Below are 14891 nucleotides of genomic sequence, written 5' to 3' on the forward strand. Positions count from 1 at the left end.
CCTAACACGGGAAGGAATAGAACAATGCGCGTATATTATGACCGCGATGCGGACATCAACCTGATCAAGTCGAAGAAGGTCGCCATCATCGGCTACGGTTCGCAGGGCCGCGCCCATGCGCTCAACCTCAAGGATTCCGGCGCCAAGGACGTGCGCATCGCGCTTCGTCAAGGCTCCGCGACTGCCAAGAAGGCAGAAACCGACGGCTTCCAGGTCGTCAGCGTTGCCGAGGCCGCAAAGTGGGCCGACCTGATGATGATGGCAACGCCGGACGAACTCCAGGCCGACATCTACAAGGATCACATTGCCGACAATATCCGCGACGGCGCCGCAATCGCCTTCGCCCATGGCCTCAACGTGCATTTCGGCCTGATCGAGCCGAAGAAGTCCGTTGACGTCGTCATGATCGCGCCCAAGGGCCCGGGCCATACGGTTCGCGGCGAATACCAGAAGGGCGGCGGTGTTCCTTGCCTCATTGCCATTCATCAGGACGCTTCAGGCAATGCCCATGACCTCGCGCTGTCCTATGCCTGCGGCGTTGGTGGCGGCCGTTCGGGCGTCATCGAAACCAACTTCAGAGAAGAGTGCGAAACCGATCTCTTCGGCGAGCAGGTTGTTCTGTGCGGCGGTCTGGTCGAACTGATCCGCGCCGGTTTCGAGACCCTGGTCGAAGCTGGCTATGCGCCAGAGATGGCTTATTTCGAATGCCTGCACGAAGTGAAGTTGATCGTCGATCTGATCTACGAAGGCGGTATCGCCAACATGAACTACTCGATCTCCAACACGGCCGAGTGGGGCGAATATGTCACCGGTCCACGTATCATCACCGCCGAGACCAAGGCCGAGATGAAGCGTGTCCTGAACGACATCCAGACTGGCAAATTCACCTCCGACTGGATGCAGGAATACAAGGCCGGGGCATCGCGCTTCAAGGCTATCCGCCGCAACAACGACAAACACCAGATCGAAGAAGTCGGTGAAAAGCTGCGCGGCATGATGCCGTGGATCGGCAGCAACAAGCTGGTCGACAAGGCAAAGAATTAAGCTTCGCTTTATGGGAACAACAAAGGCCGGTGGAACACTCCACCGGCCTTTTGTCTGGTTCAGAAACTGTCCGTCAAGTCTGCCCGCGTTGCCGCGAGCTCGCAACCATGCATGCGCCGGATCATTCCATAAACTGGATGGTCTCGACCAGCGTCGTATTTACTCCCGGATTGCTGGCGACGAGCGCAGCGCCTGGCTTATCTGAATTGTCGATGTCCAATGACCAGATGCGCACATTAACATCATTCATCTTGTCCTTGATCTCCGGGATGCCAGCCATGGGCGAGGCTATCGGGAGTTTCAGTTTTTGGTCAAAGACAGAGACCACGCCATTTTTTGTATCGATTTCCTTCTTGGCATCGAGTGGCACCAGAGTTGTGAAAGTAGGCGAGCCCGTGGGTTGATGGTTCAATTTCCAGATAGTGCTGAATAGTGGGTTACTCTCACTGGAACTCACAATACCGTCATTGTGGATCGCATATTGTACATGTTTCGTCTTGAGGTAAGTCGCGGTGTCCAAACTCATCCCGGCAGCAATAACGAAATCCAGTTTGAAAGTCTGATCTTCGAGTTGGGCCATGCGAAAGGTGTCCTTTTGCACGCTGGCCATAGCGTAATCCAGGCAAATATCAATGCCGAAGGGCAGGCCATCGATGATGTCGTTATGAAATTTTTTTGCTGGTGCATTGCCTTCCGGTAATTTGGGAAAAGGCTGGTCGTGCGCATCGAAGGATTGCCCGACTGTCGAGGTTACGAACTTGATATAGATCGTCAGATCGCCCTTATCGCTCAGGAGGCATTTCTCTACGCTGTCAGTTAAATGCGTATTGACCGGATTTTTAGGCAGTGCGGCAACCGAATATGTACAGTTGCGTCCATCAATGAAGTCGATCGATGACACGACCCGTTTGGGCCAGATCATATAGGCGGGGCGCGGATAATCCGAATCGTCCAATGGCAGATTGTGCGTGCAGGTAAGATAATTGAACGCCTCATACACAACCTTGATCTTGCTCGCTCCGCTGCCGGTCGGCTTGATGTTGGGGTTTGGTTTCAGTGCTGCGACCGTGCCCGGCAACAGGACGATGTGACCGTACAGGCTCGCCGGAAACTTGGATATCAGTGTTCTTACATTTGCCTTGACCGTATCCAGAAACAAATCCGCTGAATTTTTCAATTCGTCTTCGGTCAGGAAATCCCCCCAGGGCACGTTCCAGTAAAATTCCGGAGCGGTGAAAAAGCTGACCTCGAACTCCTTGGGCGGATGTTTCTCAAAAGCTTTCACCATGGCCCGGTAGAAAAGCGCAAACCTGTTATCAAGCGAGCGCTTCAGATAGGTCCCCATATCTTCCTTCGCACCACGCGCGGAAACCTGCGAGAACGAATTATACTCAAGATTGTAGATACCGACCTTTTTCGGCCATGATGGCGCGGGTGGCCGCCAGGTCTTCCCTTCCATTGACCCCGGGTTTGCTAGCCCGGACGGCGCCATGCCAATTGGCCCGGGCGTAAAGTCCGTTTGTTGGAAAGCTGCGTCTATTCCTCCCAGCGCGGCGTCGTTTTCCCCTGGCGGCGTGGCTGTTGACCCGGTCGGCACGGCTGTTGACCCGGGCAGCGGGTCAGTTGTCTTGTATGGTGGCAGCGGTATCGACAGCCCTTGTGTCGCGGGCACGTCCGACGGTGGCGGCGGCGGAATGTTGAATGTCGTTGAAGTGGTTACCGCTTCCTGGGTCCCGTTGCCGCCCTCGTTGCATCCACCCAACATTGTCAGGAGCGGTACGGCAGGCAAATAGGCACAGCCCATCAGAAGCGCGCGCCGCAGCTGCGAGACCTGATTGGCGTCCGAAGAGGACTGCTTCTTATGGTTGATTCCGAAATTTATTTTCACTTCATACCCCACAAAAATTGCTGAAAATATCTTTGTATCCCGCTGCGAATGCGGGCTTTTCAATCAATAAAGCGGCTAAATATCGAACCGCTGCATTCGTAAAGCAGGTTTCGTGCCAAATACTTCACCAAGACGGAAAAGTGCGCGCGTGGGACGATTTGCAGCCCTGGAGCGATACATTGGACAGGCGGAACGCATCAATTATCCTCGCCCGAGGCTCTAATCGCTGAGTTGATTGAAACTGTGCATCGGCTCTCCGGCGGGCTGCCTAATATTTGGAGAGGTGTAGGCTCATATCGAAGCAGTCTGCCGGAGGGAATGTGTGGGCAATGTCGAGGGTTTGGCGGGGCCGATAGCGGCGTCCCTGAGCGGTCATCCTCGCGGATTGCCCCAAGTGGACTTCGCAACGTGTTTTTGGAGGATCCTACAAATCGCAGCGGCGGCGCGGGCCAACGAACGGCTGGTAGGTGTTGTCGAAAGCCCGATAGGATTGGTATTGGGCCCGGCAGCGCTCCGTTTGCGTCGGTCCGGATGGGCCAACCGGGCGGCGCACGCGGAAGTCAACGCAACGGGATGATCCGGTGCAATCGCGTGACGCCGGATTGATCGGAGAACCGTTGCGAAGAATAAGCGGCTTGATCGGTACCACGTCGAGACCGCGCGGTGCCGGCCGATAAGTCTCGACTCCCTGAGCGGAAGCGCTGACAAGTTGCGTTGCCAACAGGAGGCCGAGCGCCGCGGGCAGGATTTTCAAAGCTGTCATTATCGTTCCGCCATGATCCGTCATCCATCTCATATAGGCGCATCTTGCGATGATCGCTACTGGTGGCAATCCGTCAATAAGGATAGGTTCAATCTGGAGGAACGCAGTTGCTCCACAGATTGTTTCAAACGCTCGAGTCTTGCATGGTTGTCCGCATCGCTACGTTCAATGTCGAAAATCTCATGAACCGTTTCGACTTCTCGGGTTTCAAAAACAATCTCAACAAGGACCGGACATTGCAACTCTTCCAGATTCAGGATGAGGAACAATACCGGCAGTTGGAGCAGGCACGGACCATCGCCCATGCCGACGATACCCGCCAACTGACTGCACTGGCCATTGCCGAGACCCACGCGGACATTCTCTGCCTGCAGGAGGTGGACAATATCGGCGCGCTGAATGCATTCGAATTCGGCTATCTTTTCAAGATGGTGGGAGAGGGCTACCGGCACAAGTACATGATCGAGGGCAATGACAGCCGCGGCATCGACGTGGCGGTGCTGATGCGGGAGACCACCCGCTATGGGGAACCGATCGAATTCGTCAAAATGACCAGTCATGCCCACAACACCTATAATGATTTGGGCATCCATGGCCCGGAGCTGGCGCTGCTCGGCATCGAACCGCATGAGCGCATCTTCAAGCGCGATTGTCTCGAGATCGATTTGTTCATCGGTGGCATGCCCCTGACGCTATTTGTCAGCCACTTCAAATCAATGGGTTCGCCGCGCAACGGGCTGGACGGGCGTGCATCGACCATGCCGGTGCGGATTGCGGAAGCGCAGGCGGTGCGCCGGATCATTGAAGACAAATATGCGTCAAGTGGCGGTTCGGCAGACAAGCGCTGGGTGATTTGCGGCGATTTCAATGACTATCGCGAAAGGATCATCATCGGCGGCGATTCGCTTGCCGGATATACGTTCGAGCCCGTCAGCGAACCTTCAAGCAGCGTTGACATCCTGCTGGAAGGCGGTTTTTGCGAAAATCTGGTGGAACGCCGCCCCGTCATGGATCGATGGACGCTCTACCATACGCGTGGGCCGCAAGAGCGCCACCTGTGTCAGCTTGACTATATCCTGGCGTCGCCGGCCCTGGCACGCAGCAATACCAGTGCGGTCCCCGATATTATCCGGCGCGGTCAACCATACCGGACCATATTTCCACCGAATCAGGAGGTAGAACGGTTTCCCCGCGTAGGCTGGGACCGACCGAAAGCCAGCGACCATTGCCCGGTCGCAGTCTCTCTCAACATGGTTTGATTTATGATAGGTATTCCCGAAAAGACTGTCATCCCGATCAAGAGCGCAATTGTGCGCATAGACAGTGCACCGCTGCGCTATGAGTTGCAGCACAACGCGGCAATCGCCTCCAACTGGCAAAGGGCCACAACCGCCAATCCTGCCCTGTTCAATGGCTCGTTCTTCATGGCCGAGGAGGCACATCTGTCAGTCGAAGCATTCGAGGCGAGGTATCATCGCACTCGCTTTGCCACGATGATGCATTGGAAGGCAAATACATCGAATGACAAGCCCTGGCACATCTATGGCGTCGGGGTCATTGTTTCCAACGACAACAAATTGATCGCGGGCCGGATGGCTCCTTCGACTTCAGCAGCTGGCCGGATCTATTTCCCTGCCGGTTCCTTTGATGACGATGATGTGGTGGGTGAATACATCGATATCGAAGGCAACATGCACCGGGAAGTCGAGGAAGAAACCGGCATCGTCCTCCCGGAAGCCGGGAAGCGCGACGGAAACATTCATCTGGTCACCGCCAACCGGAACATAGCGCTGTTCCTGCGTCATTATTTTGATCTCAGCGCAGATGATTTGCTCGAACGTATCCGGGCACATATCTCGTCCCAGGTTGATTCCGAACTCGACGATATTACGGCTATTTCAGCTGCGGGTGAAATGGGTGAAGCGACGCCGCTGACGTTTCGAACCTTTGCCGATTGGCATTTCGGACATCGCTGAATGTTACCGTCACAAGGTTTGACTTGAACACCCCACGCCTTGGTCTATTTTCTCCGGACAATGCCCGGGAGAAATTCAAATGAGCGGTCGCAATTATGAGGTTTTTGACGTTTTCACCGACAAGGTGCTGACCGGAAATCCGTTAGCCATCGTGCATGACGCGGAAGGTCTGGACGACCTCACCATGCAGCGCATCGCGAGAGAGTTCAACCTTTCAGAGACTGTCTTTATCCTGCCCGCGAAAAACCCGGCCCATACCGCATGGGCCCGCATTTTCACACCCGACTACGAAATGCCGTTTGCGGGGCATCCGACAGTTGGAACTGCTGTGGCGCTGGCTCAGCGCCGTTTTGGCGATGGCAAGGAGGGGCAGCAGGATGCATTGATCATTCTGGAAGAACAGGTTGGACCTGTACGCTGCGGGGTGAAGCTGAGTGCAGGCGGTGCGTTTGCCGAGTTCGACCTTCCACGCTTGCCCCAAGCGATACCCTATAAATATGACAAGATCGCCATCGCCAATGCGATGCGGCTTGAGCCGCGGGAGATTGGGTTCGAGAACCATGTTCCGAGCATATGGGACGCTGGCGTGCCATTTCTGCTGGTGCCGATCCATGGCCTCGAAGCGGCGGGACGCATCAGAATCAACCAGACCGCCATGAAGGATGTCGCGCCCACGATTGGCCATCGCCAGCTGCCGGTCTATGCCTATTGCCGCGAGACGATCCTGCATGGCAGCCATTTTCATTCGCGCATGTTTGTCAGTGATGACGGCACCTATGAAGATCCGGCGACAGGGTCAGCGACGGCTGCCTTCGCAGGAGCCATCCATGCCTTTGATGAGCCGCTCGATGGTGTGTTGCGGCTGTCGATAGAGCAGGGGCACGAAATGGGGCGGCCGTCTCACCTGCGTCTTGAACTCGACATCGTCGACCAGAAGCTGACAGGCGGGCGTATCGGCGGCTCCGCGATCAAGATTGCGGAGGGGCAGCTTTTTGTGTGAGGTTCGACTTTGCGCTGTTACTGTCCGCCGCCGTCATAAAGTTTTCAAGAAGGGCTGGACAGGCAGAATTTGCGCCGTTATAGAGCCCTCACCTTCGGTCGTCAAAGCGGCTGACGGGCACATAGCTCAGTTGGTAGAGCAGCTGACTCTTAATCAGCGGGTCGTAGGTTCGATCCCTACTGTGCCCACCATTCTTTCGAAAAAAGGGCCGCACGGCCCTTTTTTCATGCATGCAAGGCAGGCGCCTGCCTGCTCGCAAATCGCTAGAGGAGAGTTTCCATGAGCATTCGTCGCATTGAAGTTGGTCCGCGCATGAGCCAGGCCGTTATCCATGGCAACACTGTCTATCTCGCCGGTCAGGTTGGCGGGCCAGGCAAGAGCGTCACCGAGCAGACCAAGGACGTTCTGGCGGCAGTCGATCGCCTCCTCAAGGAAGCGGGTACCGACAAGTCCAAGCTGCTGCAGGCCATTATCTGGCTCGATGACATGAAAGACTTCGGCGAGATGAATGCAGTTTGGGATTCGTGGGTCGAGCCGGCCAATACACCGGCACGGGCAACCGGCGAAGCCAAGCTCGCGACCCCGGAATACAAGGTCGAGATCATCATCACCGCAGCCATTTGATTCGTCCGCGGGACCCAAATCGGGCTGCCGCGTCCCGGAATACAAAAGGTACCCGCCGGGCTGATCGGAATAACTGGCGGGAAATAAAGGAAAGCCCGAGTAAATTGCTCGGGCGCACTGGATTTTTGGCGCGGAAATGCATAAAGTCCGCGCTTCTCCGGATTGCCGTAGTGGCAATTCTTCAAACGCTTGTCTGATTGCGGTCAATTGTGGTTCTGCAAGACGAGGCAAGCATGGGTAAGGAAAACGATTGCAAGTTCTCGTCCGTGACAACAATGTCGAACAGGCCCTGAGGGTCCTGAAGAAGAAGATGCAACGGGAGGGTCTCTTCCGTGAAATGAAGGCGCGTCAGGCATTCGAAAAGCCGTCCGAGCGCCGTGTCCGCGAAAAGGCAGAAGCCGTGAGCCGTGCCCGCAAGGCTGCACGCAAACAGGCACAGCGCGAGGGCCTGTTGCCCGGTCCGAAGAAAAAGGAACGCGTCGCCCGTCCGGCTGCCAACAATGGCAGCGATTTCAACAGATAATCCTTGACCGGCCCGACCGGTCATTTGCTGAGACGACAGAACCCGCACAGCCTTTGCTGTAGCGGGTTTCGTTTTTCATGAAGGCTTTTGACAGAATTATCCGGTTTCCAAAAAGTGCCTTCTTGTGAAGCGAGACGTGGCATTCCTATTCATAGGCGACATGATTCAACCGTCCTATGGAGTTACAATGGCGCTCAGGCTCAACATCATCATCGCCAGCACACGGCCCGGCCGTGGCGGGCCGGCAGTTGCAAAATGGTTCAATGAATTTGCCAGGCAAGATGGCCGGTTTGAACCTGTTCTGATCGATCTTGCCGAAATCAATCTGCCGATCTTTGACGAACCCAATCATCCGCGCCTGAAAAAATACGAACACGCGCACACCCGCAAATGGAGCGAGATCATCGATTCGGGTGATGCCTATGTTTTCGTTACCCCGGAATATGATTGCTTCGCGCCGCCGTCGCTGACCAATGCGATGATCTATCTCTGGCAGGAGTGGAACTACAAGCCCGCGGGTTTTGTCAGCTATGGCGGTGTCTCGGGAGGCTTGCGCTCGGTCGAATCAGTCAAGGGACTGATGGCCGGATTGCGCATGGTTCCCATTCCGGAAGGCGTTCCGGTGTCTTCGTATCAGCAGTATATCAACGATGAAGGCGTATTCCAGCCGAGTGAAAGCATCGTGACAAGTACAATGACCATGCTCGGCGAGCTAACCAAATGGGCTGGCGCATTGAAACAGCTTCGCGCATAGCAAGACATTCACCCGCTTGACAACGAAGTCGCGAGCGGGTCAGTTAGGGTTATTCACCAGGGGAGTCCCGACAAGGGGCTGAGATACTGCTGGCTTTTGCAGCGCAGTGACCCGTTGAACCTGATCCAGTTCATACTGGCGTAGGGACGGTGCAAAAGTCTTCGCGTTTGGTGCTTCGGCTCGACTTGTATTTCGGACTCGCGAACTCCTTTCATCCTTCCGGCACAGAACTGGGTTTCCACGCAAATAAACTGCAAAGGAACCTGATGATGACCGCTATAGCAAAAATCACCGAGGCCCCGAAGGTTTCGACCGGGCCGCTGCCTGCCTCCACCAAAATCTATAAACCGGGTCGCATTCATACCGGGATTCGCGTGCCCATGCGCGAGATCGCTGTTCATCCAACTGCCGGTGAACCCAACCTCACGGTTTACGATTCGTCGGGCCGATACACAGATCCATCCGTTGAGATTGACATCGCCAAGGGTCTGCCGCGTATCCGCGAGCCGTGGCTCGCCGCCCAAGGTGACACCCATTCCTATGAGGGCCGGCACATCATTCCCGCCGACAATGGTTTTGCCACCGGCGAGCGCCTGACGCCGGAATTTCCGATCCGCAATCAGCCGCAGAAGGCAGCGGGCAGCAAGGCCGTTACCCAGCTCGCCTATGCACGAGCCGGTATTATCACGCCGGAAATGGAATATGTCGCGATCCGTGAAAATCTTGGCCGTGAGGCGGCGAGAACGGCCGCTGTGCGCGACGGCGAGTCATTTGGCGCTTCCGTGCCGGACTATGTGACCCCGGAATTCGTTCGCGAGGAAATAGCCCGCGGCAGGGCCATCATTCCGGCCAATATCAACCATCCAGAACTTGAGCCGATGATCATCGGCCGCAACTTCCTGGTCAAAATTAACGCCAATATCGGCAATTCCGCCGTCACGTCCTCCATGGCGGAGGAAGTGGAGAAGATGGTCTGGGCGATCCGCTGGGGTGCGGATACGGTGATGGATCTCTCCACCGGGCGCAACATCCACAATATTCGCGAATGGATCATCAGGAATTCTCCGGTGCCGATCGGGACCGTGCCGCTGTATCAGGCGCTGGAGAAGGTTGGCGGCATCGCCGAGGACCTCACCTGGGAGATCTACCGCGATACGCTGATCGAGCAAGCAGAGCAGGGGGTGGACTATTTCACCATCCATGCCGGCGTGCGCCTGCATTACATCCCCCTGACGGTGAACCGCGTGACAGGCATCGTGTCGCGTGGCGGTTCGATCATGGCCAAGTGGTGCCTCCATCACCACCGCGAGAGCTTCCTTTACGAGCATTTCGAGGAGATCTGCGATATCTGCCGTGCCTATGATGTGAGCTTTTCTCTGGGGGACGGCCTTCGGCCGGGCTCGATCGCCGATGCCAATGATGCGGCGCAATTTGCCGAACTTGAAACGCTCGGCGAACTCACGCAGATCGCCTGGGCCAAGGACTGCCAGGTGATGATCGAGGGGCCGGGTCACGTCCCGATGCACAAGATCAAGGAAAACATGGACAAGCAGCTTGCCGTTTGCGGCGAGGCGCCATTCTATACGCTTGGACCGCTCACCACAGATATCGCCCCGGGCTACGACCACATCACGTCGGGTATTGGTGCCGCGATGATCGGCTGGTTCGGCACGGCGATGTTATGCTATGTGACGCCGAAGGAGCATCTTGGCCTGCCCAACCGCGACGACGTAAAAGTCGGCGTGATCACTTACAAGATCGCAGCCCATGCGGCGGATCTCGCCAAGGGGCATCCGGCGGCGAAGCTGCGTGATGACGCCCTGTCGCGGGCGCGCTTCGAGTTCCGTTGGGAAGACCAGTTCAACCTTTCGCTCGATCCCGAAACGGCACGGCTCTATCACGATGAAACCTTGCCCAAGGAAGCGCACAAGGTGGCGCATTTCTGTTCCATGTGCGGACCGAAGTTCTGCTCCATGCGCATTTCCCACGACATCCGCGCCGAAGCGCAGAAGGAGGGCATGGCAGCCATGGCGGAGAAATTCCGCGAGGGCGGCGATCTCTACATGCCGCTCAACAGCGAGGCCTGACATCGTGGACGTTCTGGTCAGAGGCGCCGGCGTCGCGGGGCTCGCCGCTGCCCACGAACTCGCGTCGCGCGGGGCGCATGTAACGGTCTTAGATCCTCTCACCAGCGGGCGAGCCTCCTGGTATGCAGGGGGCATGCTTGCCCCCTATTGCGAGCGGGAAAGCGCCGACCAGGTGGTTGTGGATCTCGGTTTGCGAGCAGCGGACTGGTGGGACGCCGCGCTGCCCGGCTCCGTCATTCGCAACGGTACGCTGGTCCTTGCCCCGGCGCGCGACGTCAGGGAAGTTGACCGGTTCGGGTCGCGGACATCCGGCTATGAAGTGGTCAAGGAAGAGGCCATTGCAGCGCTTGAGCCTGATCTGGCCGGGCGCTTTCGCAGAGGTTTGTTCTTTGAAGGGGAAGCACATCTCGACCCGAGACACGTACTGATAAGTCTGGCCGCAAGGCTTGCCACCGCGGGCGTTTCGTTTGAAACGGATCTATCGCATTCTGCAGCGGGCAGCTTTGATTGGATCATTGATTGCACCGGGTACTTTGCGGCCGATGAGGACATACGCGGTGTGCGCGGGGAAATGCTGATCTTGCGCACACCTGATATCTCGCTATCGCGTCCGGTCCGGCTCGTTCACCCGCGCTTCCCGGCCTATGTCGTGCCGCGTGAGGACAACACCTTCATGGTGGGCGCGACGATGATTGAAAGCGACTCGCATGGACCGATCACGGCGCGTTCGATGATGGAATTGCTCAACGCGGTCTATAGTCTGCATCCGGCATTTGGGGAGGCCGAAGTCATCGAGACGGGGGCTGGGGTACGCCCGGCCTACCCGGACAATCTGCCGCGTGTGGTACGCGAAGGACACACGATCAGCATCAATGGACTTTATCGGCACGGATTTCTGCTTGCACCGGCGATGGCTATGCGGGCCGCCGACATGATTTTTCAAACCCGGAGCGAAAGCCCATGAAACTTTTCGTCAATGGTGAACCGCACGACGTTGCCGCGCAATCTCTTGACGCTTTGCTCAGGGAGCTGGAGTTCGAGGGCGAGTGGCTGGCGACAGCAGTGAACGGCGAATTGGTACGGTCACCCGATCGTTGGGCCTGCCGCTTGAATGACGGCGATCGGGTTGAAATTCTCACTCCGCGGCAGGGGGGCTAAACATGCTGAGACTCTACAAGACCGAACTTTCCTCCCGGCTTTTGTTGGGGACGGCGCAATATCCTTCGCCTGCCATCCTGGCGGATTCGATCAAAGCTTCCGGCACGGAAATCATCACCGTATCGCTCCGCCGTGAAATGGCCGGTCGTAAATCCGGTGACAGGTTCTGGTCACTTGTCCGGTCACTGGGAACGCACATTCTGCCGAATACGGCTGGATGCCATACGCTCAAGGAGGCTGTCCTCACAGCGCAAATGGCGCGGGATGTGTTTGCGACCGACTGGATCAAGCTCGAGGTTATCGGTAATCATGATACGCTGCAGCCTGACGTATTTGCGCTGGTCGAGGCTGCCCGTATCTTGTCCGATGACGGGTTCAAGGTCTTTCCCTATACGACAGATGATCTTGTAGTCGCCGAGCGCCTGCTGGACGTTGGATGCGAAGTGTTGATGCCATGGTGCGCGCCAATAGGTTCGGCGCTCGGTCCGCTCAATTTGTATGCATTACGGTCATTGCGGGGACATTTTCCTGAAGTGCCAATGATCATCGATGCCGGTCTGGGACGTCCTTCGCATGCGGCTATGGTTATGGAGCTTGGGTTTGACGCGGTCCTGCTCAACACTGCGGTGGCAAAGGCGGCTGATCCGGTGGCGATGGCGGGCGCATTCGCACTAGCAACGCAGGCAGGCCGGGCTGCTTATCGCGCCGGCATGCTGGAGCCGCGCGATGTGGCCGTGCCGTCAACGCCGGTGATCGGCAAGGCGGTGTTTGCGCAATAGCTGGGTCTGCAAGCTCAAGGCCCGAGGCTCTAGCTGTCGAGCATCTCGGCTATCTTACCGTCCTCGCCATAGACGAGACAATCGGCGATGGTCGTCCTGTCGAGAACGCCGCGCGTGACATTGGCAACCTCGTTGAAAACATGACGGATTTCGCATGTCTCCTCGCTCTGGCAATCCTCGCAGCGGCGATAGGCGATCTTGCTCAGGCAAGGCAGAGGTGCGATCGGGCCATCAATGAGGCGGAGCACTTCGCCGAAGGTGATGTCTTCGGCTGGCTTGAGCAGCAGATAGCCGCCCATCTTGCCACGACGGCTCATGACAATGCCCTGATGCTTCAGATCAAGCAGAATCTGTTCAAGAAACTTCTTTGGAATGTTCTGTTCTTCCGCGATATCCGAGATGAAGAGAGCCTTCTCGGCATCTGCCCTGGCGAGAACGACGAGCGCCCGCAGAGCATATTTGGCTTTTTGCGATATCATTTTTCTTGCCTGACTACCGTTGTGGTGCAGTCATAGTCCCTCGCACCGCATTTTCTAGTGTAAAAATGTTAAAAAAATGAGTTTTTCTGCGGCCGATAAATGTCTCAAAAATAATGTGTAAGACCCTGAAAAATAATAATTCATTAAGATTTCAACGAAGATCGCTTCAAAATCCATACACGATTAACCCGGTAGAGATTGTTGACAAATGATTTCAAGCAGTCATCATCGGCTATCGGTTGACCGCAAAAGGCAACTCCACTCTGCAACCGAATTGTTTATGGAGGTCGCAATGTACAGTGAAGTATCAGGCATTTTTAATCGGGCGGAACGCTTGTGGCGGGGCGTTTTTGCTGCTGAAACTCTTGATCGGAATGCAGGCGATCTGAAGCAACGCGACAGCGAGGAAGCTTCGGCCAAGAAGCACCGCAACTGGACCGAGGAAGATTTCCTCTGGTGCTGGCAGCATCGCGGTTTTTGGTGAGTCTTTTCCAATATTCAGGCAAGAATTCCCTCCGGCAGAACGATTCTAAATAGACAAAACTTGCTCTAGAGCAGGCAGCGCCGCGGATTGCAGGCTGCTTGCTCTGTTTTGTTTCATTCGCAGTATTTGATTTCAGTTCAGTCCAGGACATTGGAACATAAATTCTTCCGCAGCGCTGGTTTTACCGGCATCCTCGCAAAAATTGTCCGCGTTTCAATCAGGTCGCGCGGATCGGGTGGCGAATGCAATGCGGCGGTGCAAGTGCGCCGGCGAGCTTGGGAGAATTCAATGAAAAGACTGTTCGTATATGCCGCGGTGGCGCTGAGCCTGAGCCTCACTCCGGTCAAGGCCGCCGACGAGCCGAGCGAAATCCTCAATGTTTCCTACGATATTTCTCGTGAGCTTTATGAGCAGATCGACAAGGCCTTCACCGCCGCTTACAAACAAGAAGCTGGCAAGGATATAACCGTCAACCAGTCGCATGCCGGTTCTTCGAAGCAAGCGCGCTCCATCCTTGAGGGGCTCGAAGCCGATGTCGTTACCTTCAATCAGGTGACCGATGTTCAGGTTCTGCACGACAAGGGTGACTTCATTCCTGCCGATTGGCAGTCGCGTCTCCCGAACAATTCATCGCCCTATTATTCACTGCCTGCCTTTCTCGTCCGGGCAGGGAATCCAAAACAAATCAAGAACTGGGATGATCTGGTTCGTGGCGACGTCAAGGTAATCTTCCCCAACCCCAAGACGTCTGGCAATGCGCGCTATACTTATCTTGCGGCCTATGCCTACGCGCTCGAGGCGAACAACAAGGACGAAGCCAAGGCACAGGAATTCGTGAAGAAGCTGTTCGCCAATGTGCCGGTATTCGATACGGGCGGCCGTGCGGCCACGACCACATTTGCAGAACGCGGCATCGGCGATGTGCTGATCACGTTCGAGGCGGAAGTATTGGGGACGCGCAAGCAGCTTGGCGAAGACAAATACGAAGCGGTCGTCCCGCCGGTAAGTCTCCTGGCCGAATTTCCGGTAACCGTCGTTGACAAGGTTGTCGACAAACGGGGATCGCGTGCCATTGCTGAAAGCTATCTGAAGTTCCTCTATTCGCCGGAAGGGCAGGACATTCTCGCGCAGAATTTCAACCGGGTGAACGACGAAACGGTGAAGGAAAAATACGCCGCGCAATTTCCCGAGACGCGCCTGATCACGGTCGATGATGCCTTTGGCGGATGGAACAAGCTAACGAAGGACCATTTCTCCGAAGGGGGTATCCTCGACAAGGTTTTCACCAAGCGGTGATTTTCTTTGGCTAAAATCCATGTTCGCGGCGCGGTC

General features: G+C 56.2%; 16 protein-coding genes, 1 tRNA gene and 1 riboswitch. Of the genes, 14 read left to right on the forward strand and 3 right to left on the reverse strand.

The features are described 5' to 3' along the window. The first annotated feature begins 24 nt into the window (after window positions 1-24). The gene (gene ilvC / locus CU103_RS04735; protein WP_106662793.1) at window positions 25-1044 is read left to right on the forward strand and encodes a ketol-acid reductoisomerase; all 1020 of its coding nucleotides are present in this window, start codon (window positions 25-27) and stop codon (window positions 1042-1044) included. Between the two features lie 121 nt (window positions 1045-1165). Here the strand turns inward: ilvC and CU103_RS31005 are convergent, their stop codons facing one another. Both CU103_RS31005 and CU103_RS04745 read right to left on the reverse strand, forming a co-directional pair. Further along, window positions 1166-2332: a hypothetical protein gene (locus CU103_RS31005; RefSeq protein WP_146147746.1), complete on the reverse strand. Its 1167-nt coding sequence runs from the start codon at window positions 2330-2332 to the stop codon at window positions 1166-1168. A gap of 1024 nt (window positions 2333-3356) precedes the next feature. After that, window positions 3357-3695: a BA14K family protein gene (locus tag CU103_RS04745; protein WP_245448602.1), complete on the reverse strand. Its 339-nt coding sequence runs from the start codon at window positions 3693-3695 to the stop codon at window positions 3357-3359. Between the two features lie 143 nt (window positions 3696-3838). Between CU103_RS04745 and CU103_RS04750 the strand changes: the two genes are divergently transcribed. The 11 genes from CU103_RS04750 to CU103_RS04800 all read left to right on the forward strand — a co-directional run bounded on the left by CU103_RS04750 (window position 3839) and on the right by CU103_RS04800 (window position 12596). Then, window positions 3839-4954, forward strand: coding sequence for an endonuclease/exonuclease/phosphatase family protein (locus CU103_RS04750; protein WP_106662796.1), 1116 nt, complete (start codon window positions 3839-3841; stop codon window positions 4952-4954). Window positions 4955-4957: 3 nt separating this feature from the next. Next, a complete protein-coding gene (locus tag CU103_RS04755; protein WP_106662797.1) occupies window positions 4958-5671 on the forward strand; it encodes an NUDIX hydrolase in 714 nt (237 codons plus the stop codon). Window positions 5672-5750: 79 nt separating this feature from the next. Next, the gene (locus CU103_RS04760) at window positions 5751-6671 is read left to right on the forward strand and encodes a PhzF family phenazine biosynthesis protein (RefSeq protein ID WP_106662798.1); all 921 of its coding nucleotides are present in this window, start codon (window positions 5751-5753) and stop codon (window positions 6669-6671) included. A 115-nt stretch (window positions 6672-6786) separates the two neighbouring features. Continuing rightward, window positions 6787-6862 (forward strand) — tRNA-Lys (locus CU103_RS04765). Between the two features lie 88 nt (window positions 6863-6950). Next, the gene (locus tag CU103_RS04770) at window positions 6951-7295 is read left to right on the forward strand and encodes a RidA family protein (RefSeq protein WP_106662799.1); all 345 of its coding nucleotides are present in this window, start codon (window positions 6951-6953) and stop codon (window positions 7293-7295) included. A 250-nt stretch (window positions 7296-7545) separates the two neighbouring features. Further along, the gene (gene rpsU, locus CU103_RS04775; RefSeq protein ID WP_106662800.1) at window positions 7546-7818 is read left to right on the forward strand and encodes a 30S ribosomal protein S21; all 273 of its coding nucleotides are present in this window, start codon (window positions 7546-7548) and stop codon (window positions 7816-7818) included. 187 nt (window positions 7819-8005) lie between these two features. Next, on the forward strand, window positions 8006-8572 hold the full coding sequence (locus CU103_RS04780) for an NADPH-dependent FMN reductase (protein ID WP_106662801.1): 567 nt from the start codon (window positions 8006-8008) through the stop codon (window positions 8570-8572). 48 nt (window positions 8573-8620) lie between these two features. Beyond that, a riboswitch (TPP riboswitch) is annotated at window positions 8621-8737 on the forward strand. Between the two features lie 104 nt (window positions 8738-8841). Continuing rightward, window positions 8842-10659: a phosphomethylpyrimidine synthase ThiC gene (gene thiC, locus CU103_RS04785; RefSeq protein ID WP_106663295.1), complete on the forward strand. Its 1818-nt coding sequence runs from the start codon at window positions 8842-8844 to the stop codon at window positions 10657-10659. Window positions 10660-10663: 4 nt separating this feature from the next. Beyond that, a complete protein-coding gene (thiO, locus tag CU103_RS04790; RefSeq protein WP_106662802.1) occupies window positions 10664-11623 on the forward strand; it encodes a glycine oxidase ThiO in 960 nt (319 codons plus the stop codon). After that, complete coding sequence (gene thiS, locus CU103_RS04795; protein WP_106662803.1) at window positions 11620-11817, forward strand: sulfur carrier protein ThiS; 198 nt, start codon at window positions 11620-11622, stop codon at window positions 11815-11817. The genes thiO and thiS overlap by 4 nt, the downstream gene beginning before the upstream one ends. Window positions 11818-11819: 2 nt before the next feature. Continuing rightward, the gene (locus CU103_RS04800) at window positions 11820-12596 is read left to right on the forward strand and encodes a thiazole synthase (RefSeq protein ID WP_106662804.1); all 777 of its coding nucleotides are present in this window, start codon (window positions 11820-11822) and stop codon (window positions 12594-12596) included. A 29-nt stretch (window positions 12597-12625) separates the two neighbouring features. On the opposite strand, the gene CU103_RS04805 is transcribed toward CU103_RS04800, so the two are convergent. Continuing rightward, on the reverse strand, window positions 12626-13075 hold the full coding sequence (locus tag CU103_RS04805) for an RrF2 family transcriptional regulator (RefSeq protein ID WP_106662805.1): 450 nt from the start codon (window positions 13073-13075) through the stop codon (window positions 12626-12628). Between the two features lie 208 nt (window positions 13076-13283). Between CU103_RS04805 and CU103_RS04810 the strand changes: the two genes are divergently transcribed. Together CU103_RS04810 and CU103_RS04815 are read left to right on the forward strand one after the other, a co-directional pair. Beyond that, the gene (locus CU103_RS04810) at window positions 13284-13559 is read left to right on the forward strand and encodes a hypothetical protein (RefSeq protein ID WP_146147747.1); all 276 of its coding nucleotides are present in this window, start codon (window positions 13284-13286) and stop codon (window positions 13557-13559) included. A gap of 288 nt (window positions 13560-13847) precedes the next feature. Continuing rightward, entirely contained in the window at window positions 13848-14855 is a 1008-nt protein-coding gene (locus CU103_RS04815; protein ID WP_106663296.1) for a sulfate ABC transporter substrate-binding protein, read from the forward strand. Window positions 14856-14891: the final 36 nt, after the last annotated feature.

Source organism: Phyllobacterium sophorae (assembly GCF_003010965.1).
Lineage (GTDB): Bacteria > Pseudomonadota > Alphaproteobacteria > Rhizobiales > Rhizobiaceae > Phyllobacterium > Phyllobacterium sophorae.

Coding starts and splice junctions, on each gene's coding strand:
- ilvC (WP_106662793.1), top strand. CDS start 25: ATGCGCGTATATTATGACCGCGATGCGGACATCAACCTGATCAAGTCG.
- CU103_RS31005 (WP_146147746.1), bottom strand. CDS start 2,332: ATGGTGAAAGCTTTTGAGAAACATCCGCCCAAGGAGTTCGAGGTCAGC.
- CU103_RS04745 (WP_245448602.1), bottom strand. CDS start 3,695: ATGACAGCTTTGAAAATCCTGCCCGCGGCGCTCGGCCTCCTGTTGGCA.
- CU103_RS04750 (WP_106662796.1), top strand. CDS start 3,839: ATGGTTGTCCGCATCGCTACGTTCAATGTCGAAAATCTCATGAACCGT.
- CU103_RS04755 (WP_106662797.1), top strand. CDS start 4,958: ATGATAGGTATTCCCGAAAAGACTGTCATCCCGATCAAGAGCGCAATT.
- CU103_RS04760 (WP_106662798.1), top strand. CDS start 5,751: ATGAGCGGTCGCAATTATGAGGTTTTTGACGTTTTCACCGACAAGGTG.
- CU103_RS04770 (WP_106662799.1), top strand. CDS start 6,951: ATGAGCATTCGTCGCATTGAAGTTGGTCCGCGCATGAGCCAGGCCGTT.
- CU103_RS04780 (WP_106662801.1), top strand. CDS start 8,006: ATGGCGCTCAGGCTCAACATCATCATCGCCAGCACACGGCCCGGCCGT.
- thiC (WP_106663295.1), top strand. CDS start 8,842: ATGACCGCTATAGCAAAAATCACCGAGGCCCCGAAGGTTTCGACCGGG.
- thiS (WP_106662803.1), top strand. CDS start 11,620: ATGAAACTTTTCGTCAATGGTGAACCGCACGACGTTGCCGCGCAATCT.
- CU103_RS04800 (WP_106662804.1), top strand. CDS start 11,820: ATGCTGAGACTCTACAAGACCGAACTTTCCTCCCGGCTTTTGTTGGGG.
- CU103_RS04805 (WP_106662805.1), bottom strand. CDS start 13,075: ATGATATCGCAAAAAGCCAAATATGCTCTGCGGGCGCTCGTCGTTCTC.
- CU103_RS04810 (WP_146147747.1), top strand. CDS start 13,284: ATGATTTCAAGCAGTCATCATCGGCTATCGGTTGACCGCAAAAGGCAA.
- CU103_RS04815 (WP_106663296.1), top strand. CDS start 13,848: ATGAAAAGACTGTTCGTATATGCCGCGGTGGCGCTGAGCCTGAGCCTC.